Raw genomic sequence first — 19483 nt, forward strand, 5'->3', positions numbered from 1 at the left:
AGCAATCATGAAAAAACTATCAACCACTCTATTCTTAACCTTTTTATGTTTCAATCTTTTAGCTCAGAATATAGAAGGAAAATGGCAAGGTTTACTTAAAGTCCAAGGAATGGAATTAACTATTGTGTTTAATATTTCGAAAGAAAATGACACTTTAATTGCGACTATGGACAGCCCCGATCAAGGAGCTTTTGGTTTAGATGTTCAGGAGGTTACTTTTGAAGATAATGAACTTAATATTGGAATGAATATCCCTCCAATTCAATATGAAGGCACGCTTAAATCTACTGGAGAAATTGAAGGAATATTTAAGCAAGCAGGTAATGATATTCCATTAGTACTTTCTCAAAATGAAGTTAAAAAATCTAACAAAAAGAAACCTCAAGATCCTGTTGAGCCTTTTCCTTACAAATCTCAAGATGTAACTTTTGAAAATAAAACGGCAGGAATCAAACTTGCTGGAACTTTAACCATGCCTTCCGAAGGCAAGAACTTTCCTGCTGTGGTTTTGATAAGTGGGAGTGGTCGTCAGGACAGAAATGAAGCTTTACTGGGACATAAGCCATTTTTGGTGCTATCAGACCATTTAACCAAGCAAGGAATCGCAGTTTTACGATTCGATGATAGAGGTACTGCCGAATCGGAAGGTGATTTTGGTGCCGCTACTTCAGCTGATTTTAAAACAGATGTTGCAGCAGCTGTTGAATATTTGAAATCTAGAAAAGAAATTGATGCTGATAATATAGGATTGATAGGTCATAGTGAAGGAGGGCTAGTTGCACCAATGGTGGCAGTAGAATCAAAAGATGTAGCATTTATAGTTTTAATGGCAGGAACAGGGATAAAAGGTGATGACTTACTTTTAAGACAAAGTGAATTAATAGGTAGAGCCTCTGGAATGAGTGATGCCCAATTAAAGATCGAAAGAGAATTTAATCAAGGAGCTTATGATATTGTAGTGAATACTGTCAACGAAACTGCTGTAAAAGAAGATTTAAAAAAGTATTTAGAAGAATCAGTGGCGAAAAACCCAGAATTAGCCACAGCAAATGGTTTGAAAGAAGAGGTTTTTGTAGATCAATTTTTAGGGCAATTGACTACCCCTTGGATGCTATATTTTTTAAAACATGATCCGTCAAAAGTATTACAGAAAGTAGATTGTCCTGTTTTAGCAATAGTGGGTGAAAAGGATTTGCAAGTACCAGCTAAGGTTAATTTAGAAGCTATTGAATCAGCTTTAAAAGCTGGAGGGAATACACAATTTACTGTAAAGGAATTGCCAGGGCTTAATCATCTTTTTCAGGAAGCAGAAACTGGTTCTCCAAGTGAATATGCCCAAATAGAGCAAACTATTTCACCAGATGCTTTAGAATTAATGAGTAGCTGGGTATTAGAGCAGGTTGAATAAGATTCCAGTTTAGATCTTATTAATATTTCTATCTATTTGTAAGCACTTAACTCAACCTTTTTACTCAGTTCCGTTTCCTTTGTTTAGTTGAATAAATACAGAGATAATAGATGAAGGTATTACAGATAACGGGCTATGGAAAAATAGCAGAAAACGTTGAGTTTAGAGAAGTTGAAAAGCCAAAAATAGGAAATCATCAGCTTTTAATAGAAATACATACAGCAAGCATAAATCCAGTAGATTATAAGATCATTGAGGGAGCAATGAAAAACATTAATAAACTGTCTTTCCCCGCTCCAGTTGGTTTTGATCTTGCAGGTAAAGTGATAGAGAAAGGAGAAAATGTCACTAATTTTAATCTAGGTGATGAGGTTTTCGCACGAGTACCTACTGATTCACCTGGGACTTTTGCTGAAATGATAGCAGTGGATCAGCAAGCAGTTTGTCAAAAACCATCAAATCTGTCTTATGCAGAGGCAGCAAGTATTCCTTTAGTTGGTTTAACTACCGTACAATCTTTTCAAAAAGCAAAGCTTAAATCAGGTGATAAAGTATTGATTCATGCTGGATCAGGTGGTGTGGGTTCATTTGCTATTCAATATGCTAAGGCAAAGGGCGCCTATGTTTTTACTACCACAAGCACTAAAAACGTTGATTGGGTAAAAGATCTAGGTGCTGACAGGGTAATCGATTATAAAAAAGAGGATTACCTTAAAATTATTGAAGAAGTTGATATTGTTTATGATACTTTAGGTGGAGATTATACCAAAGATGCTTTTAAAGTTCTTAAAGAAGGCGGTAGTGTAATCAGTATAGCCGGTGACCCAGATAATGAAACAGCTAAAGAGTTAGGTTTAAATGGATTGATTCGATTTTTACTTAAGCTAAAGAGATTTAAATTGGATCAATTGTCAAAGGAAAAAAATGCATATTATAAATTCGTAATGATGCATGCGGATGGTACTCAGTTAAATGATATTAAAGAGCTTATTGAAAGTAATCATATTGCAGCTATCGTTGACAAGGAGTATCCTTTTACAGAAGCAATAGACGCATTAGAATATGTCAAAAAAGGACATGCAAAAGGAAAAGTGGTTCTGAATATGAAGTAATCATAAACTTTTGACTATGATGTTTGTGCGGTTTGACGGTTTCTACCGTCTAATCGCTATCGTACACAATCCGCTAAGAGGGAATGGAACTAGAAATTTTCAGAATTTCTAGTTATCTCTAATAATAAAAACATTAGGATCCGGACATAATAGTTTAAATTGCTCTAATTCAGAAGGAGCACAAACACCTGGGAAGTCACCTTTTAAATCTTTCATTTCAGAAATGAGCTGCAAATGAAGGTGTGGTGGCCAATCTCCGTTTTCAGGAAATGGTCCCAATTCACTAAATTTCTGTCCTTTTTTAATTTTATCTCCAATTGCTAAGTTTTTCAAACTAGATCGGCTTAAATGACCATAAAGCGTATAGAATTTATCCTCATTTAAATCATGTTCAAGTATAATAGTGGGGCCGTAATCTCCAAAATTATTATTATCAGCAAAGCTGTGTACTTTTGCGTCTAATGGAGCATAAAGCGGATGAAAAGCTTCGCACCACACATCTACTCCCAAATGCATGCAACGAGATTCTCCTTGCTGGAAATGAGTGCTTCTTTGATAAATCATTCGATTCTCTAAATATCCACCATGGCCATATTTCTTCTCTTTTTGTTCTAGAAAGCCAAAGACATAATCATTGAAGTTTTGGGTTGATTGTAAGTCAAGCTTTAACAGATCAGCATTTTTATTAGAGAAATCTAATAAGAGGCTATTTTTCTGATTAAGCCATTCTCCCATAATTGGAAAAATTATTTTTTGGTCGAGTGTTTTCATAAAGAAATCTATATAAAACAAAACTGCCGTGAGCAATAACTCCCACGGCAGTATAATTTAACTTAACTGAAAAAAACTATTATACCTTAGATAAATTTGGTTTTGGTGCTCCTGCCATTATTTCCTCATTGGCAAAATCTTCAAATTTCTTGAAATTCTCATTGAATTCACCAGCTAATTTATTCGCCATTTCATAATATCCTTTATCATTCTTCCAAGTTTCTCTTGGGCTTAATACCTCAGAAGGAACATCAGGACAAGTAGCTGGAATCGCACATCCAAATATTGAGTGGTTTCTGTAGCCTACTTCATCAAGCCCGCCATTTAAAGCAGCTGTAATCATAGCTCTTGTGTATTTCAGCTTCATTCTAGAACCTACTCCATAAGGGCCACCAGACCAACCAGTATTAATTAACCATACAGTTACTTTCTGCTCATCCATTTTCTTTCCTAACATTTCAGCATATTGTGTTGGGTGTAATGGAAGGAAAGGTGCGCCAAAACATGCACTGAATACAGTTTGAGGTTCTGTAATTCCAGCTTCCGTACCTGCAACTTTGGCTGTATATCCTGAAATGAAATGATACATTGCCTGACCTTTCGAAAGTTTAGAAATTGGAGGCAAAACTCCATAAGCATCACAAGTCAAAAAGAAAATGTTTTTAGGAATTCCACCTATTGAAGGAGAAACGGCATTATCAATATGGTGAATAGGGTAGGCCGTTCTAGTATTTTGGGTAACTTCTATATTTTCATAATCCACAGTTCTAGTACCAGGGAAAAAGCGAGTGTTTTCTACTATTGCACCAAATTTAATGGCTCTGTAGATTTGAGGCTCTTTCTCCTCTGTTAAATCAATGGTTTTCGCATAGCAACCGCCTTCGAAATTGAAAACTCCATTTTCAGTCCAACCATGCTCATCATCACCAATTAATCCTCTATTTTCATCTGCTGACAAGGTCGTTTTTCCTGTTCCAGATAAACCAAAGAAAATGGCAGTATCACCATCTGCTTTCTCACTCATATTTGCTGAACAGTGCATAGATAGCACATTATGATCAGTAGGTAAAGTATAATTTAAAACAGAGAAAATACCTTTTTTCATTTCTCCTGCATAACCAGTACCGCCAATTAATATGATATTTTTTGAGAAATTTACAATAGCAAAATTTTTCTGACGAGTTCCATCTACCTCTGGATCAGCTTCAAATTCTGGAGCATTTATAATAGTAAAAGTAGGCTCAAAAGTTTCTAACTTATACTTTTCTGGTCTTAGGAACATATTGTAGCAAAATAAATTATGCCACGCTTGTGTATTAACGACTCTCAAATTTAGGCGATAAGTTTTGTCAGCTCCTGCATAAGCATCCCTAACATATACTTTTTTATTTTCTAGAAATTTGAGCATCTTTTCATGCAGTGCATCAAATTTAGCTTCATCAAATGGAATGTTGATATCTCCCCACCAAACAGTGTCTTTAGTTTTATCATCTTTTACAATGAATTTATCTTTAGGAGAACGACCTGTAAATTTACCAGTATCGCACATTAAAGCACCTGTGTCCGTAAGAACTCCTTCTTTATTGGCCAAAGCATGTTCAGTCAATTCAGCAGGGCTGAGGTTCCAATAAGCTTCTGCTACATTTTTTAAACCCAGGCTTTCTAAACCGGATTTAGCGGATTTTAATCCAAATTCCTTCATTTTTGTATGTTTTTGCTAGGTATAACATGGTTTGGTTGGCAAAGTTAAAGAATTTACTTTGCTTAAAAAGTAATTTTTCAATCATTTACAAATGTTAGCATAGTGTACAAAATACACTTTCTCATTAAAATAAGGCCGATTTTTACTTACGATTTGTTTTAATGAAATGCCCGTATTAGATTTAGCATTTCAATTTTTAAAATAAAGTTAACTTATAGATAATATGAATTCCGAAAAAACTTTTTTTGGTCACCCAAAAGGATTGGCAACTTTGTTTTTCACAGAATTTTGGGAACGCTTTAGTTATTATGGAATGCGAGCCCTATTGGTACTATTTCTAGTGGACTCCATTGAAACAGGTGGTTTTGGGTTAGATGATAAATCGGCTAATGCAATTTATGGTCTTTACACTATGTTTGTTTACTTACTTGCCTTACCAGGCGGATGGTTAGCAGATCGTTTTTTCGGATTACAAAAAGCAGTATGGTATGGAGGTATTATTATAGCCTGCGGTCATTTTTCCATGGCAATACCCACTCAAGAATTCTTTTTTATAGGATTAATTTTAATTGTAATTGGTACAGGATTATTAAAACCCAATATCAGTAGTATTGTTGGAGGACTTTATAAAGATGATGAACCAGCCAGAAGAGATGCTGGTTTTTCTATTTTTTATATGGGGATTAATCTAGGTGCGGTCATTGCTCCTTTAATCACTGGTTATTTAGGTGAAGGTATTAACTGGCATTTAGGTTTTGCAGCTGCAGGTTTTGGAATGTTGATAGGTGTAATTCAGTATAAGGTTTCATCAAAATCATTAGGAAGCATAGGGGCTGAACCAGAAGGATTTGATCCCGCAAATGAGAAACAAATAGGATTCAGGAAAAAAGTAAAGTTGGGATTGTTTGGTTTTTTAGGTTTGCTTATACTACTTGTTTTATTAACCACCTTTGGCTTCTTAGATATTAATGTGGTGAGTGTTGCAAACGTAGCTTTTTATGTTGTGGCAGCAGTATTAGTATTGTTTTTTGTAGCAATCTTTTTATTCGGTGGATTAAATAAGGATGAAAGGAAAAAAATATGGGCAATTGCAGTTTTATTAGTTTTCTCAGCTATTTTTTGGTCAGGTTTTGAACAAGCCGGTTCTTCCTTAAATTTATTTGCTGAGCGATATACGGATCGTTTCATAGGCGGATGGGAAATGCCTGCTTCATTCTTGCAAAGTATTAATCCAACTTTTATTATCATATTATCTCCCGTTTTTGGTTGGTTTTGGATACAATTAGCAAAAAGAAATCTTAATCCAAGTATTCCACTAAAATTCGCCTTTGGATTAATCTTCTTAGGTTTAGGATTTGCTACTATGATTATCGCATCTTATTTGTTATTATCTGCCGACAAGGTTTTACCTACATGGTTATTAATTACTTATTTCTTTCACACAACTGGTGAATTATTTTTAAGTCCGGTTGGATTGAGTGCTGTAACTAAATTAGCTCCTAAACGATTGGTAGGTCAAATGATGGGTGCATGGTTTATGTCTGTTGCTTTTGGTAATTTAATTGCAGGCTTGGTTGCTGGTGAATTTGATCAGGATGCAATAGCAGAAACTCCAAGCTTATTACCTGATATATTTCAATTCATCACAATATTTATTATTGGTGCAGGAATTATAGCCTTGATAGTTACTCCCATAATAAGGAAGTTAACAGGAAATGTTCATTAATATAATTATAATCAAATCATATTATTATTATATTTTATCAAAAAATAATTGTAATTTGACCAGAGAATATTTTTTGAATCATTAATTCTCATTTGGTAAGAATGATAGATACCTTAAAAAAGTTTAAAAACCTCCAGGAAAGCGAAGAATTGCTGCTGGCTTATCAAGGAAATATTACTGATAGCCTGACCAGTAATTTATTAAATTTAGCTGAAAATAAACTGGCTATGGTAGAGTATAATTCTCGTACCAAGAAAAAGGTTTTTAATATTCTAGTTGAGGTTCTACAAAATATTTATCACAATCAAGATGAAATTAAAAATTCTACAGATGAGTTTAAGGAAATATTGATAATGGTAGTCAAAGGCACTACTTCTTATGACATTATTTCTGGTAATTACATTAACAAAAAAAATACTGACCTCCTTAAAAAACGCATTGAAGAAATTAATCAGTTGACAAATGATGAACTTAGAGCTAAGTATAGAAGTAAATTAGATGAGGGCGTGTTTTCTGATAAAGGAAGAGCTGGCCTTGGTATAATGGACATGGTTAGGAAATCTGGTCAACCATTAGAATTCGGATTTAAACCTATTAACAATGATTATGCTTATTTCAGTTTACAAGTGAAAATAAAACATTAAGAAAAAACACTATGGATGCTTATTACTTAGAGGCGACACCTAAGACACCTAAACTTGATTTTAATCCTGATGCGGATACTTTTTTAATCTCCGGAAGATCAATTCCTGAGAATTCCATCGAGTTTTATAAGCCATTGCTCGATTGGTTGGATAAATATATTCAGAATCCGCTGGAATCTACTATTTTTGAGATTAAATTGGAGTACTTCAATACAAGTTCATCAAAATGTTTGGTTGAAATATTTCGAAAGCTTGAAAAAATCAATGCAGATGGAAAATCCATTACAATTGATTGGTATTACGAAGAGGAAGATGAAGACATGGAAGAATCTGGTGAGGATTTCAAGCAGATCATCAAAGTGCCATTTAGAATGGTAGAGATAAAGGAATAAATTTATATGGCTAAAAACTTTACCCAATCAGACGTATTTCAATCTGAGATCGACTTTTTAAATGAAGTCCGTGCTTTAGCAGAGGATAATAATATCCCTACTGAAAAGGTAAAGGAAAATTATAAATTATTATGCGATAAATATGATCGATTAATAGGAGAAGCTAAGTTATTGACTTCTGTTAGTGATCGGTTACATTCTAAATTGAATGAAGCGAACGAAAAGCTTAAAAGGCAATCGGACGAAATCAATAAAATCAATGATGATTTAAAAGTTAATAACCAGCTTTTACAAGATACGATTGACCAGTTAGTGAAAGCTAAAGTAGGTAGAAAAGCATCCTCTATAGTACTTCTAATCGCTATTCTATTATTCATTCTTTCTGAGGGATTTTTGGAACCTATTGTGGAACAAAAAGTTGGTAATCCTCAAATTGGTTTCCTTTTCAAATTAGGAATTGCAGTATTATTAAAGCCTATTGATGTCTTGGTAGAACGTTACATGATGAGAAGAGCTTTAAAACAAAGAGATAATTCTTAAAAAGTAGGGCAGGGAATAAATTCTTTTTTCCTTTTCTTTTTGAGTTGTGCTTCAAAGTCGAAAATAATAGAAATCTCATGAGCACCACCTGATGCTCCGCCAAATTCAGATATTGTAAAGTCATAACTATAGCCTGCTTGAAAATCAGGGAACATCAATCCGAATTTGAATATCAAGGCATCCCTATCATATAAACTTTCATTTGCATCCGTTCTGTTAAACGGAACTCCTCTGTACCATAATCCTGCAGATATGGGGTCATAATGCCAATTTATACCCACATCCAATTGATCATTTATGCCTTGTCTTTTATAAACGAATGATGGTGCTATACTTGAGATATTGTCAAGCTTTTTAGGCCCTCTATAAAGTGGAATCCTAACTCCTCCATGAACACTAATTTTCATATTTAGTGGATTGGAATCTCCTATTAATGACATTTCAGGTTGGGTTAAATGATGAAGTGCAAATCCTCCCCATAACATTTTACTATAAAGTAACATACCACCAGAGAAATCGAAAAATTGAATATTCTGAATATTTGATAATTCAGAATCGAAAGAAACTGCACGATTGTCTAGTAATTGGTCTCCTAATGTAAGTCCATTTTGATTTAATCCGGTAAAATTATAGGCAAACTGTAAACCAGTGCTGAGTACTAATTGGTCTCCCAAGGCAACCCTATATGAATATAGAAAACTTGCATTAGTATTACCCAGGCTTCCAGAACCCGCTACATCTCTGGTGAGCATTAGTCCGAATCCACTACTTAAATAATCAAGGTTGTAATCATAGGAAAGTGCATTAGAAACATAAGCTTTAGGTAAGCTAGGCCATTGAACTCGTGAATTGAGTGCAACCCTATGCATTTTTCCTAAGCCCGTAAAGGCTGGATTTAAATATAAAGGGGATTCATGATATTGAGAAAATTGAAAATCTTGCGCTTTTACTTCTTTTTCAAAAAGAAAAATAAAGCAAAGCAAACACCCTATAACACCCTGAAAATTTTTTAAACTAATTTTATTCATTCATACCCTTATTCAAACTTACAAATTATAACCTAAATGACTGACTCAGAAATATTACCTTATGAGTGTGATATCACCTATTTTTGTCTCTCTACGTCCATTCTCGTACACCAATTCCAATCGATATACATATACACCTTGGGGCATTAATACACCATTATAATATCCATCCCAACCCTCATCCTTACTATCGGATTCAAATAATAATTCTCCCCATCTATTATAAATTTTCATATTAAACTGTGATACGCCTTCTACTCTTGGTAAGAAGAAATCATTCTGTAGTGGATTTGTACTTCCAGTTCCTGGACCAGCTCTACTTGGCGTAAAGGCATTAGGAACCTCCGATTCACCACCTAAAATAACTTTCACTTGTGAAGATAAACGCACAGAATCCGTACAGCCAGTTTCGCTATTGATGGCTATAAGAGTAATATCGTAAACGCCACTATCTGGGTAGGCATGGACAGGCTCTTCTTCAAATGACTCATTTCCATCGCCAAATTTCCAAATATATTCATCTGCACCTTCACTTAAATTTACAAACCTAACTTCCTCAGTTGTAAATACCTGTCTGTATTCATCAGGAATTGTAAATGATGCTTGTGGAGTTGCGTTTACTATAATAAAATCCTCTTTAACCAATTCGGTCCTTTGGCCTGTAATATTGGTTGCAGATAATGTCACATTATAGGTACCTGGATTTGTATAAACATGAATAGGGTTTTCAACAGCGGCAGCTCTTTGCCCATCTCCAAACTCCCATTGATAGGTCGATGGATCAGCATATTGTGATAAATTTTCAAACTGAACCACAAGAGGTAAACATCCTTCTTTTGGGTCTGCATCAAAATCGATAATAGGAGGGATTGCCCCAATTGTCACTATAGTTTGGTAAGTATCAGTGCATTGCCCATTTGTGGCTGTCAATCGAACTGTAAATTCTCCAAATGTTCCATAATCATGGGGTGCAGGATCAGCTTCCTCTGAGGTTGTCCCATCCCCAAATTCCCAAAAATAATTCCATTCTCCTTTGTTAGTAGTGTTGTTAGTAATATTGATCGTACTTTCAGGTAAAACCATATCTTGAGGATCAACTTCAAAGCTTGCCTCTAAGTTTGGATAAACAATTTTCTGAACACTTCCTGAAACTTGGCCAGAACATGAATTTGGATTATTACTATCAGTTACTGAAACCAAAGAATAATTCGTTGTTTTGGTTGGATTAATAGGTTCAAAATGTCTGTTAAAGGAAGTAGAAAAGGTGATATTGTTACTCCCGTCAGTATAAGTTATGGTTGAGTGAACCAACACCTGTCTGGTCAAATATTAAGTTTGTTTGCTCACCATAGCATGTCGTATCAGCCCCTGAAATTTCTGATGTTGGCAATTGGTTTACATTTATACTTACAGGGCCACCTAAATTCAAACCAGGGCAACCTCTTGTATCAAATAACTCAACCACTCTGTAAATAGTATTGGCTTCAGGAGTTACATTAATCTCAGCACCATCGTGTAGATTATTAAATTCAAGTGTGTCTTCATTAGCCGTATAGTTACCGGAAAATGGCCCATCACCATCAAAATTGAAAGAAAGAGGCGTAGTTTGCCCCATGCAAAGTGTGGTGTCTCCAGTGATTTCTACTTCTGGTCTATCGTAAGCCATAACTGTAGCTGTGCCTGAAATGTCTCCTGAGCATGGAATAGGAGTGCTTGAATCTAAAACCTCAGTTAAAGTATAAGTAGTAGTTCCGCTAACAGGATTCACATCAAATAGATGATTATAAGTATCTGTCGCGGGATCATATGATGCATCTGGCGTGATATTTGAAAGGGTGTATGTAATGGTACCATCAGTATATCTTACTGTCCAAGGAGCAGTTCCAGTTAAGTTTACGCCAATTTGAGTAGGATCATTTTGACAAACATTATTAACGTTTCCGAAAATTTCGGCTGTTGGCTTTGGATTCACTTTAATTTCAGCAGTACCACTGAAAGTTCCTGAGCAAACAGGAGTATTATTGTCTGTTACTGAAATTATCTCATAATCAGTATCACTAGTTGGGCTAACAGAAGCAATTGTAACAGGATTATTGGTGTTATTAATATCGAAGTTATTGCTACCATCAGTATAAACCACATTCCATGGACCAATTCCTGTTAAATTAATGATTAAATTCGTGTTCTCACCTTCACAAATAGTGGTTGAACCTGACATGGTTGCAGAAGGAGGTGTGTTAACGTTTACAAAAGCCGATCCTGTTAAACCTGAAGGGTTACAATTTGGATTTGCTAAATCAGTAACGTCTACTAAAAAATAATTGGTTGAATTAGTAGGAGATACTGTCTCAATGTGACCATCCTGAATGTTTTTTAAGGTATCATTTTCTTGACCATTATTATAGATCACATCAAAATTTGTAGATCCAGGAGGGCCATTTAAATCAAACCTTAGACTTGTTTCATCACCAGGACAAATGACATTAGAACCATTTAAACTTAAGCTTGCACTTGCACCGATAACACATTTATGGGTATTGTACTAGGAGTTCCAAAACATCCGTTACTATTAATTTCCTGTACTTGAAGCGTACCTGAAAAGTTACTGAAATTAACTTCTATTTCATTACCGTCTGCATTTTGATTACTTATAAAGGCGCCTAAAGGCATCTGCCATAAATAGGTGGATCCAGGATTTAGTGGGACGGAATAAGGGACGGACTGTTCGAATGCACATACTTCATTCGTTCCTGTAATGGCAGGACTACTAAATTCAGGAAAAATAATAATTTCTTGAATATCAGAAGTGTCTGAACACCCTCCCAAAGAAGATTCTGCAATATACCGTATTTCATAAATAATATCAGAACCTGATGTGTTTTCGAGTAATTCAGAAACTCTACCATTATTTTCTACTGAATCAATAGTGCCCCATGGATCACCTGATCCTTTTATTCTTTTTTCGTATACGTGATTTCCAGATAAACCAGTACCTATAGCTGTACTCGTAAAATTTACACTTAAAGGAGAGCAACCTTCTATTCTATCTTTGAAGAAGCTGGCATCAACTCTAGGGTTTAGTGTAACAGTTTTGCCGACTGTGACAATACAATTATTAGACGTTTCAGCAGTAAGAGTAACATTATAATTATCTTGACCAAAGAAGGCCAATCTATTTGAAAAAGTATGACTAACAGCAGTATCCTGATCAGTTACTAAACTCTGACCATCACCCCAATTCCAAGTAAATTCAGTGCCTGCTGGAAATACACTGGTAGTGAATTCAAAGTCAAAAGTATAGTCTTCTTCACAAGCAGGATTGGTAGAGGTAATGTCAAAGTCTATTTGAGGTTCTTGAAAAACTCTCACTCTATAAGTACTGTCATTCGTACAGCCAAATTCATTTTCTCCAGATAGTGTGATTTCGTAATCGTTGAACCCTGTCCCGTCATCGGTAGTATACAATAATGTTGCGATCGGGTTTATACTATTAAAGTAATTTGCTGGTTCATTGTTGACTATTATGTCATCTATTGCTCCTGATGCAAGATTTTCCCATGATATACTCACAACATCAAGGTCAGTCCCATCAGGGTTGAATGAGGAATCTATAATGTCTAATTCTAGAGGTGAACATCCTTCTTCTTGCACAGGACGAAAGTTCATTTGAGGACTATTGTTGAAAGTTAAGCTGATGGGAGGGTCTGAAGTTAAATCGCAGGTACTTTCCAATAAAGCAATTAACCTAATTTCATAATTAGCCGCTTGCGTAAAGTTATAGTCATAACCCAAAGAAAAGTCTTGGTTTCCTACAGGAAGCGTATCACCTGCAATTATCGTAGTGCTAGCCAGGGTAGTATTGGTGATATGTAACTCCCAATTGGTATTAGCAGGGATGTCAGTGGGGACGGTATTGTTTGTAAATGTATAAGTATTGGGCAAACAGTTTACACTACCAGCTGAGGCAAGGTCTATATTGAAATTATCTTCAGGTTGAATGGTAGTGGTATAAGCCCCCGAAGGATCACTTGGGCAACCAAAAGGATTCTCTGTTAGTAATGTAACGTTGATGGTTAATGGTGGGTCAGTATCTGCAGGTCTTCCAAAGCTTACCCAATATTCAGCACCGTTATTATTTTCTGCTCTTAAAGTATCTGCTATTGCATCGTTATCTACTGGCGATGCAGTCCAGAAATAATTAAGCAGACCTGGTTGTTCCGCTTCAAAATAATAGGTGACTGAATCACAAGTCACTACTGTATCTACAGGAGCAAAGTTGCTAATAGGTTTAGGTCGTACAGTTACCGTTCTTTCAGAACTACTAATACAGACACCTTGAGCATAAGGTTGCAGCTCCACAGTATAATTTATTGGCCCGACATTCGGGTAATCATTTTCGAAATTAAAATTGAAATCATAATCTTCTCGATTACCTCCTGAGTAAATAATTGTGTCTCCACCCAGAACAGTACTACCATTTTTAGCTGTCCAAACTACAGAGTCATTACTATTCAATCTATTGTTTGTAGTATTATCAATTCTGAAAAAGAATTCTTGAGGAGAACAATAAGGTGGATTGTATGATACATCAGGCGATAAGCTTTCAAAAACATCAAATCCAGAGCCGCTACCAGGTAATACATCCACGAAAATGGGAGCAGATGTTGTGAGACAGTTATTGTCAGCGTTACCATCAGTAGGGTTTGCAATAGCTACTAATCTAATTTCATAAACTTCATTTGTTGCATTTTGATTATCAAAGATATCTGGAGTTAAGAAAGAGCCCGAATCCCCAATATTTCTTGTGATTATAGTACCTAAACTATCTATCTCTAAATAGTAATCCACATCGATAACTGAAGCATCGTTATTGAATTCATCTGAATTATTAAAGAATTTTATCAAGGTGCCAGGACAAATAGGATCACCTGCATAAGGGTCATCTTCTAAAAACGCTTCATAATCTTGCCCATAAAAAGCTTGTAAGTCTGTGTCAGGGTTGGCATAAATACTAACATTGGTTACGATGGTGTCACTGTAACAGCCCTTGTCCGAACGGGTAATTAAGGCAACATCATAATCTCCAGCAGCACCAAGATTTCTTGTAAATACATTGTCATTTGTTCTGGTTAGCTCGGTGTTGAAAGTAGTTCCATCATAAGAAAAATCCCATAGCCATTGATCAATAATTTCTCCATTAATTACAGTTGGAATATTGGAGCCAGAAGGATCGAAATCTGTATCTTCACCTTCACAAACCCCCGTAGCTGTGAAAAGGGGTTCTGGAGTATCATAAACGTAAATATCTAGTTGATCAGTAGAGGTACAATTTGTTGAGCCATCCAAAACTATCAATTCAATCCGGTAGTGACCAGTATCAGAGATTACTAAAGGATTTGAAGGATAGGGAAAAGGGGTTACTCCACCACCACCATCATCTACGTTATCCACCAAAAAGCTTGTAGGTGCTATCTTTTCAATATTCCATTCCGTAGTCAGGTTTGCCGTTTTTCCTGACGTTTCATCTGTAAGCTCAAGATTGATTGGCAGGCTTTCAGCACATAGTTCATAGGTATTATCAGCCGTATTTGGTGAACCAAAAGTACCATCATCAAAGCCAATAGTGGCAGATGGTGTGCCAATTATTTCATATTGAGCTGTAATACTCGAACTACATCCACCTGTAATATCAGAGCTGTTATTAACTTTAACAACTTCCACCGTTTTAACGCCAGGAGTGTTTAAGGCAGTTGCATCAGGCCCGGTAGTGTTTTCTGTATCTAAATCTATATTTTGTGAAGGATAACTTGCGATTAGCGGGTCAGTGGTGGTTCCACCATCATAAATATTGATCGTCCAAGGTGCCAGAGATCAGTTCCACCATTGGTAATGCGTATTGGTTCTTCTGGACAAAAAAGATTCCCTGGTTTGGGGTTATTGGAGAAATCCGTTATTTCAACTGGATCTAAAATTGGTTCGTCAACTATTAAGATTCTAATTGTTGTAAATTCAGGAATTGAATCGGCATTTGCGGCAAGAGCTAAGGAGGGACTACCAGGAACATTAGGGTCATCAAAAGGATTACAAACGTTCCAAGCATTTAATTGAATATCAAAATATTGGCCAGCCACAGTACTGGTTCCATCAATAGTTATGGTTCCTGTAGGATCCATATCAATATCGCCAGTAACTAGGTTTGGTCCAGGATCAAGTTGAACAGGCTCTTCGAAATTCAAATTAGATGCTGGTCCCTCCGACATTAAAAGTTTGACTTCCTCCTAAATTAGGGCCATTTATTACTACATCCGGTATTGGATTTCCTCCGTCTATATTATAAATCCACTGAAACCACCTTTCAGTAGTGTTATTTGTTAATGGACAGTTGTAATTACTAACATTTTCGAGGGGATTAATAGTAACAGATTCACCTTCACAAATTCTAATGATAGGTGCATCTTGTATTTCTAGGTTCCCCGGTAATATATTATCTTTTTCCCAGTAAATGGTACTAGCACTATTTGAAGTTCCAGGGCAGATAATAGTACTTGGGTGTCCTCCAGGTGTTTCACCAGCATCAACAAAGACAAGAGAAACATCAACGTCATAAGAACAGTTTTCAAGATTTGTAGGATATTCGTGGTAAGCATATCTGTCATTCGCAAAGAGAGCACCTGGAGGTGGAGCAGTTGCAGGTGTGTTGTCAATTACATAGTTTCCAAATTCAAAAACTGTTGGGTAGTATTCAGTGGCACCAGCACCAACATATCCCCAATCTACCAAAATGTATACATCAGTTGCTGGTGGTAGATCAACACTAGAATAGCTTTTACCAGCCCAAACTTTTTTCTCACCGCCACAAAAATCTTCTTCTAAAGTTTGAAAACCACCCACTCCACTACTACTCCCACATTGAGCATATGAATGGTTTATTGAACCAATCAAACACAATATGAAAGCTGCAATACTTATGATATAGTTTCTTTCCTTCTTCACTTCACAAAATTAGATACTTTCTTTTATGCTTAAAAAACATTAGTTCATCGAACAATACATCGAATATACAGAAATATATATTTAAAAAAGTATATTTAAAATAAATATAGTAATACTTAATAAGGATAGCTACTAAATAGTTTGCTTTTTTTACATTCGTATTAGTTGATAAACTTACAATTCACATATTCTTTTGCTTGTACTATATAGAATTGGAAACTAGATTTTACCGGTTGTTTGAATTTTTTAAATGAGGGGGAAACCTATTTTCTTAAAATCTTGGCATAGTTTTTAATCCATACAGATTATAAAATATTATCTTTGCCACATGAAGAAATTTTTGTTTCCCCTTACATTTATTTTAGTACTTTTTTCTTGTTTACCGGATGAACCTACATTCGATGCATTTAGAAGGGTAGAGGTTCAGCGATTGTTGTCGAATCGTGAATCTAAAAGTTGGTTATTGGAGGAACGCATTCTTTTTAACGAGGAAGTACAGCTCGATTCCTGCCAAACCCCAAGACAATTGATATTTAATTTCACATCTTCAAGTGATGATTCGGATTCTCTTTTTTATGTTAATCCTGCTGAAGCTTGTGGTAATTCCAATGATACTTTAAAGGGTTCTTGGTTTGTGCCAACTACCATAACTCCTGAAACCCCAATTGATACACTAATTTTTGTTTGGGAAGGAAGCGATACTGCTATTTTTCAAATAGATAATCTTAATCCTGAAAACTTGAGTATTAGCACTTATTTTGAAGAGGACAGCTTAATGGAAAGTTTTACTCATTCCTCTTTTCCTGAAGATGATGAACAATAAATTACTATATAATTTAATTTAGCTTTGATAAATCAAAATATAGTTCTTTACTTATGTCAGGCATTAATTTCTAGGCTTATTGCATTTTATATCTAGCAAATGTCCCTTCATTAAAATGTTTGACATGTAGTTAAGTCAGTTTAAAATCAATCCCTTAATAATTCTTTTAGAATAGATGTGAGCGATATTTTCTGCAGGCTTTTTACTATATCTACTTCATTCTCAATTCCTTCTGGTAACCATTTTTCAGCTGTTATCCCTAAATAAGCTAAATTGAAATTCGCATATTCAGAATCTTCTTTTTGTTCTTTTAATTCCTCTATATAATTCAAAAACTCATCATCAGCATTAAGGATTTCATCATAGTGAAGTTGAATGGCCTTTATAATTGCTGCCCGTTTATCTTCAAGACTAGGCTCATCCTCTAATTCTTCTCTTTTTAAAGTGATATTCCCAATACTTAAATCTTGGCTGACTGCAAATTCATCTTCATCAAAATCCCAAGTGACGTTTCTTTTATTTTTCACTAATGGCATTAAATCTTTTGGATTCAGCGGGGCAGCTAAGAATATTTTACCCATCCCACCTCTAGCATCCATATTAGCTACGGTCAACCAACTTTCATCTGCTAATTCATCTTTATGACCTATGGCCGCTATACTTCCATTGGATAATTGAAATTGTGCATTATTGCCTCTTTTAGCCGATGCTATTCTATCAGGATATGCCATTGCCAATAAAAAACCTATTGCATAGGGATCAATTTCCTGATTTTCTTCTTCGATTTTAAAGAGTGATCTATAAGATTGAGCTATTTTCTCAATTTTCTGAAAATTTCTTCCAAGTCTTTTTTCTTTTCTTAAGGTTCTTAATAATTGAATTCTCTCACTTATATCAGCTCCAGCTTTTTTATAAAGTGGATCTTTTTCTTCTAATAAAGAAGCTAAATCAATAGCTAAGGAAAGGTTTTCTGTGGATTTTACTAGCATATGTGCCAATCGCGGATGGCAAGGCAATTGATGCATCTGTTTCCCTATTTCAGTGATGCTTTTGTCCTCATTTAAAGCTTCCAACTGTATTAGTAGATTTTCTGCATATATGAGCTTGTCCAAAGGGGGAGGTGTTAGCCAAAAAAGTCGATTGCTTTGATGAATATTCCGAGCTGCTAAATCTAGTTTAAGGTTTGCCAAATCAGCAAACAAAATTTCTGCTAGCCTGTGGCTTGGTTTAATATTTTGATCTTCCTTTGTCCACATTCTGTAGCATTTGCCGGGAGCTAGCCTGCCTGCTCTGCCTGCACGTTGTGTGGCTTCATCTTGAGAGATACTTTGCGTTTTTAAGCTATTTAATGCAGTGTTAGGATCAAAAATGGAGTTCTTTTTTAGGCCTGTATCAATCACTACTTTTATACCCTCAATCGTTAAGCTGGTTTCAGCTATTGAAGTAGCTAACACTATCTTTCTTTTCCCTTGCGGATGAGGTTGAATAGCTGCCCATTGTTTATGCCAAGCCAATTGACCATATAGTGGGTAAATTTCAGCTTTTGCCTTTGATTTTCTGAGTAAATCCTGAACAGCTAAAATTTCTCCTTGTCCTGGTAAAAACACCAAAATGTCACCTTCATCATCTTTCAAAGCCTTTTTCACTTGTTCAGCGGTTAATTCGGCTAATAATCTTTGATCTAAGTTACCTGCATAATCAATATTGACTGGAAATTGCCTTCCTTTACTTGCAACCACCTTTGCATTGAGTGCTTTAGCCAAAAGTGCTTGATCCAAAGTGGCTGACATGATTAATAATTTTAGATCGGGTCTTGAATTCTGTTGGGTATATCGGGCTAAAGCCAAAGCTACATCTGCATGTATGCTACGTTCATGAAATTCATCAAATATAATGAGCGCAACATCTTTCAATTCAGGGTCGCTATCCATCATTTTATTCAATATACCCTCGGTGACTACCTCAATTTTCGTTTGATCGGAAATCCTGGTTTCAAATCGGATTCTGTAACCTATTGTCTTCCCGACTTCCTCGCCAATTAGCTGAGCCATTCTTTGAGCAATGGATTTAGCCGCCAAACGCCTTGGTTCAAGCATAATAATTTTTTGCTTTTCATTTTGCAAAATTTCCAAAAGGGCAATGGGTATTATGGTGCTTTTACCTGCCCCAGCCTCTGCATTAAGGATAAGATTTTGTTCTTCCTTTATTTTTTGAACTACTTCAGGAAGAATTTCTACTATTGGTAAGTTGATTTGAGATAAATCTAATTTTGGCATGTTGCAAAGGTAATTTACAAATGCTTAATTCTTATGAATAGATAAGTATTATTGGAAATTAAATAATA

Annotated in this window: 16 protein-coding genes; 7 read left to right on the forward strand and 9 right to left on the reverse strand. The window is 35.5% G+C overall.

Annotated elements, in window-relative coordinates; translation table 11 throughout:
* Positions 1-7 precede the first annotated feature (7 nt).
* Complete coding sequence (locus tag ABWH96_RS11000) at positions 8-1408, forward strand: alpha/beta hydrolase family protein (RefSeq protein ID WP_375577578.1); 1401 nt, start codon at positions 8-10, stop codon at positions 1406-1408.
* A 110-nt stretch (positions 1409-1518) separates the two neighbouring features.
* Complete coding sequence (locus ABWH96_RS11005) at positions 1519-2520, forward strand: NADP-dependent oxidoreductase (RefSeq protein WP_375577579.1); 1002 nt, start codon at positions 1519-1521, stop codon at positions 2518-2520.
* 108 nt (positions 2521-2628) lie between these two features.
* Here the strand turns inward: ABWH96_RS11005 and ABWH96_RS11010 are convergent, their stop codons facing one another.
* Positions 2629-3291, reverse strand: a complete 663-nt coding sequence (locus ABWH96_RS11010) for a peptidoglycan DD-metalloendopeptidase family protein (RefSeq protein ID WP_375577580.1) — start codon at positions 3289-3291, stop codon at positions 2629-2631.
* 79 nt (positions 3292-3370) lie between these two features.
* Positions 3371-4993, reverse strand: a complete 1623-nt coding sequence (gene pckA, locus ABWH96_RS11015; RefSeq protein WP_375577581.1) for a phosphoenolpyruvate carboxykinase (ATP) — start codon at positions 4991-4993, stop codon at positions 3371-3373.
* Between the two features lie 223 nt (positions 4994-5216).
* Between pckA and ABWH96_RS11020 the strand changes: the two genes are divergently transcribed.
* The 4 genes from ABWH96_RS11020 to ABWH96_RS11035 all read left to right on the forward strand — a co-directional run bounded on the left by ABWH96_RS11020 (position 5217) and on the right by ABWH96_RS11035 (position 8295).
* Positions 5217-6719, forward strand: coding sequence for a peptide MFS transporter (locus tag ABWH96_RS11020; RefSeq protein ID WP_375577582.1), 1503 nt, complete (start codon positions 5217-5219; stop codon positions 6717-6719).
* Positions 6720-6820: 101 nt separating this feature from the next.
* Positions 6821-7363 carry a SiaB family protein kinase gene (locus ABWH96_RS11025; protein ID WP_375577583.1) on the forward strand — a complete coding sequence of 181 codons (543 nt, stop codon included), beginning with the start codon at positions 6821-6823 and terminating at the stop codon, positions 7361-7363.
* 11 nt (positions 7364-7374) lie between these two features.
* Positions 7375-7755: a DUF1987 domain-containing protein gene (locus ABWH96_RS11030; protein ID WP_375577584.1), complete on the forward strand. Its 381-nt coding sequence runs from the start codon at positions 7375-7377 to the stop codon at positions 7753-7755.
* A 6-nt stretch (positions 7756-7761) separates the two neighbouring features.
* Positions 7762-8295, forward strand: coding sequence for a hypothetical protein (locus ABWH96_RS11035; protein ID WP_375577585.1), 534 nt, complete (start codon positions 7762-7764; stop codon positions 8293-8295).
* On the opposite strand, the gene ABWH96_RS11040 is transcribed toward ABWH96_RS11035, so the two are convergent.
* The 6 genes from ABWH96_RS11040 to ABWH96_RS11065 all read right to left on the reverse strand — a co-directional run bounded on the left by ABWH96_RS11040 (position 8292) and on the right by ABWH96_RS11065 (position 16316).
* Positions 8292-9323 (reverse strand): type IX secretion system membrane protein PorP/SprF, encoded by a 1032-nt coding sequence (locus ABWH96_RS11040; protein ID WP_375577586.1) that lies wholly within the window; start codon positions 9321-9323, stop codon positions 8292-8294. The two genes, ABWH96_RS11035 and ABWH96_RS11040, sit on opposite strands and share 4 nt — an antisense overlap.
* A 54-nt stretch (positions 9324-9377) precedes the next feature.
* Complete coding sequence (locus ABWH96_RS11045; RefSeq protein WP_375577587.1) at positions 9378-10649, reverse strand: PKD domain-containing protein; 1272 nt, start codon at positions 10647-10649, stop codon at positions 9378-9380.
* On the reverse strand, positions 10606-11733 hold the full coding sequence (locus ABWH96_RS11050; RefSeq protein ID WP_375577589.1) for a hypothetical protein: 1128 nt from the start codon (positions 11731-11733) through the stop codon (positions 10606-10608). Before ABWH96_RS11050 ends, ABWH96_RS11045 begins: the two co-directional genes overlap by 44 nt.
* Positions 11734-11822: 89 nt before the next feature.
* Positions 11823-15044, reverse strand: coding sequence for a hypothetical protein (locus ABWH96_RS11055; RefSeq protein WP_375577590.1), 3222 nt, complete (start codon positions 15042-15044; stop codon positions 11823-11825).
* A gap of 92 nt (positions 15045-15136) precedes the next feature.
* Positions 15137-15583 (reverse strand): hypothetical protein, encoded by a 447-nt coding sequence (locus ABWH96_RS11060; protein WP_375577591.1) that lies wholly within the window; start codon positions 15581-15583, stop codon positions 15137-15139.
* A complete protein-coding gene (locus ABWH96_RS11065) occupies positions 15561-16316 on the reverse strand; it encodes a hypothetical protein (RefSeq protein WP_375577592.1) in 756 nt (251 codons plus the stop codon). Before ABWH96_RS11065 ends, ABWH96_RS11060 begins: the two co-directional genes overlap by 23 nt.
* 328 nt (positions 16317-16644) lie before the next feature.
* Between ABWH96_RS11065 and ABWH96_RS11070 the strand changes: the two genes are divergently transcribed.
* The gene (locus tag ABWH96_RS11070; protein ID WP_375577593.1) at positions 16645-17139 is read left to right on the forward strand and encodes a hypothetical protein; all 495 of its coding nucleotides are present in this window, start codon (positions 16645-16647) and stop codon (positions 17137-17139) included.
* A 146-nt stretch (positions 17140-17285) separates the two neighbouring features.
* Here the strand turns inward: ABWH96_RS11070 and hrpB are convergent, their stop codons facing one another.
* The gene (gene hrpB / locus ABWH96_RS11075; RefSeq protein ID WP_375577594.1) at positions 17286-19415 is read right to left on the reverse strand and encodes an ATP-dependent helicase HrpB; all 2130 of its coding nucleotides are present in this window, start codon (positions 19413-19415) and stop codon (positions 17286-17288) included.
* Between the last annotated feature and the right edge of the window lie 68 nt (positions 19416-19483).

It is taken from the genome of Marivirga tractuosa (genome assembly GCF_042140215.1).
In the GTDB taxonomy this organism is placed as follows: Bacteria; Bacteroidota; Bacteroidia; order Cytophagales; family Cyclobacteriaceae; genus Marivirga; species Marivirga tractuosa_A.

What these genes read in the sequence shown, in the direction of transcription:
- ABWH96_RS11010 (WP_375577580.1), bottom strand. Translation starts at nt 3,291, where the DNA reads ATGAAAACACTCGACCAAAAAATAATTTTTCCAATTATGGGAGAATGG.
- ABWH96_RS11035 (WP_375577585.1), top strand. Translation starts at nt 7,762, where the DNA reads ATGGCTAAAAACTTTACCCAATCAGACGTATTTCAATCTGAGATCGAC.
- ABWH96_RS11030 (WP_375577584.1), top strand. Translation starts at nt 7,375, where the DNA reads ATGGATGCTTATTACTTAGAGGCGACACCTAAGACACCTAAACTTGAT.
- ABWH96_RS11000 (WP_375577578.1), top strand. Translation starts at nt 8, where the DNA reads ATGAAAAAACTATCAACCACTCTATTCTTAACCTTTTTATGTTTCAAT.
- ABWH96_RS11005 (WP_375577579.1), top strand. Translation starts at nt 1,519, where the DNA reads ATGAAGGTATTACAGATAACGGGCTATGGAAAAATAGCAGAAAACGTT.
- ABWH96_RS11060 (WP_375577591.1), bottom strand. Translation starts at nt 15,583, where the DNA reads ATGTCGGAGGGACCAGCATCTAATTTGAATTTCGAAGAGCCTGTTCAA.
- ABWH96_RS11040 (WP_375577586.1), bottom strand. Translation starts at nt 9,323, where the DNA reads ATGAATAAAATTAGTTTAAAAAATTTTCAGGGTGTTATAGGGTGTTTG.
- ABWH96_RS11025 (WP_375577583.1), top strand. Translation starts at nt 6,821, where the DNA reads ATGATAGATACCTTAAAAAAGTTTAAAAACCTCCAGGAAAGCGAAGAA.
- hrpB (WP_375577594.1), bottom strand. Translation starts at nt 19,415, where the DNA reads ATGCCAAAATTAGATTTATCTCAAATCAACTTACCAATAGTAGAAATT.
- ABWH96_RS11070 (WP_375577593.1), top strand. Translation starts at nt 16,645, where the DNA reads ATGAAGAAATTTTTGTTTCCCCTTACATTTATTTTAGTACTTTTTTCT.
- ABWH96_RS11020 (WP_375577582.1), top strand. Translation starts at nt 5,217, where the DNA reads ATGAATTCCGAAAAAACTTTTTTTGGTCACCCAAAAGGATTGGCAACT.
- pckA (WP_375577581.1), bottom strand. Translation starts at nt 4,993, where the DNA reads ATGAAGGAATTTGGATTAAAATCCGCTAAATCCGGTTTAGAAAGCCTG.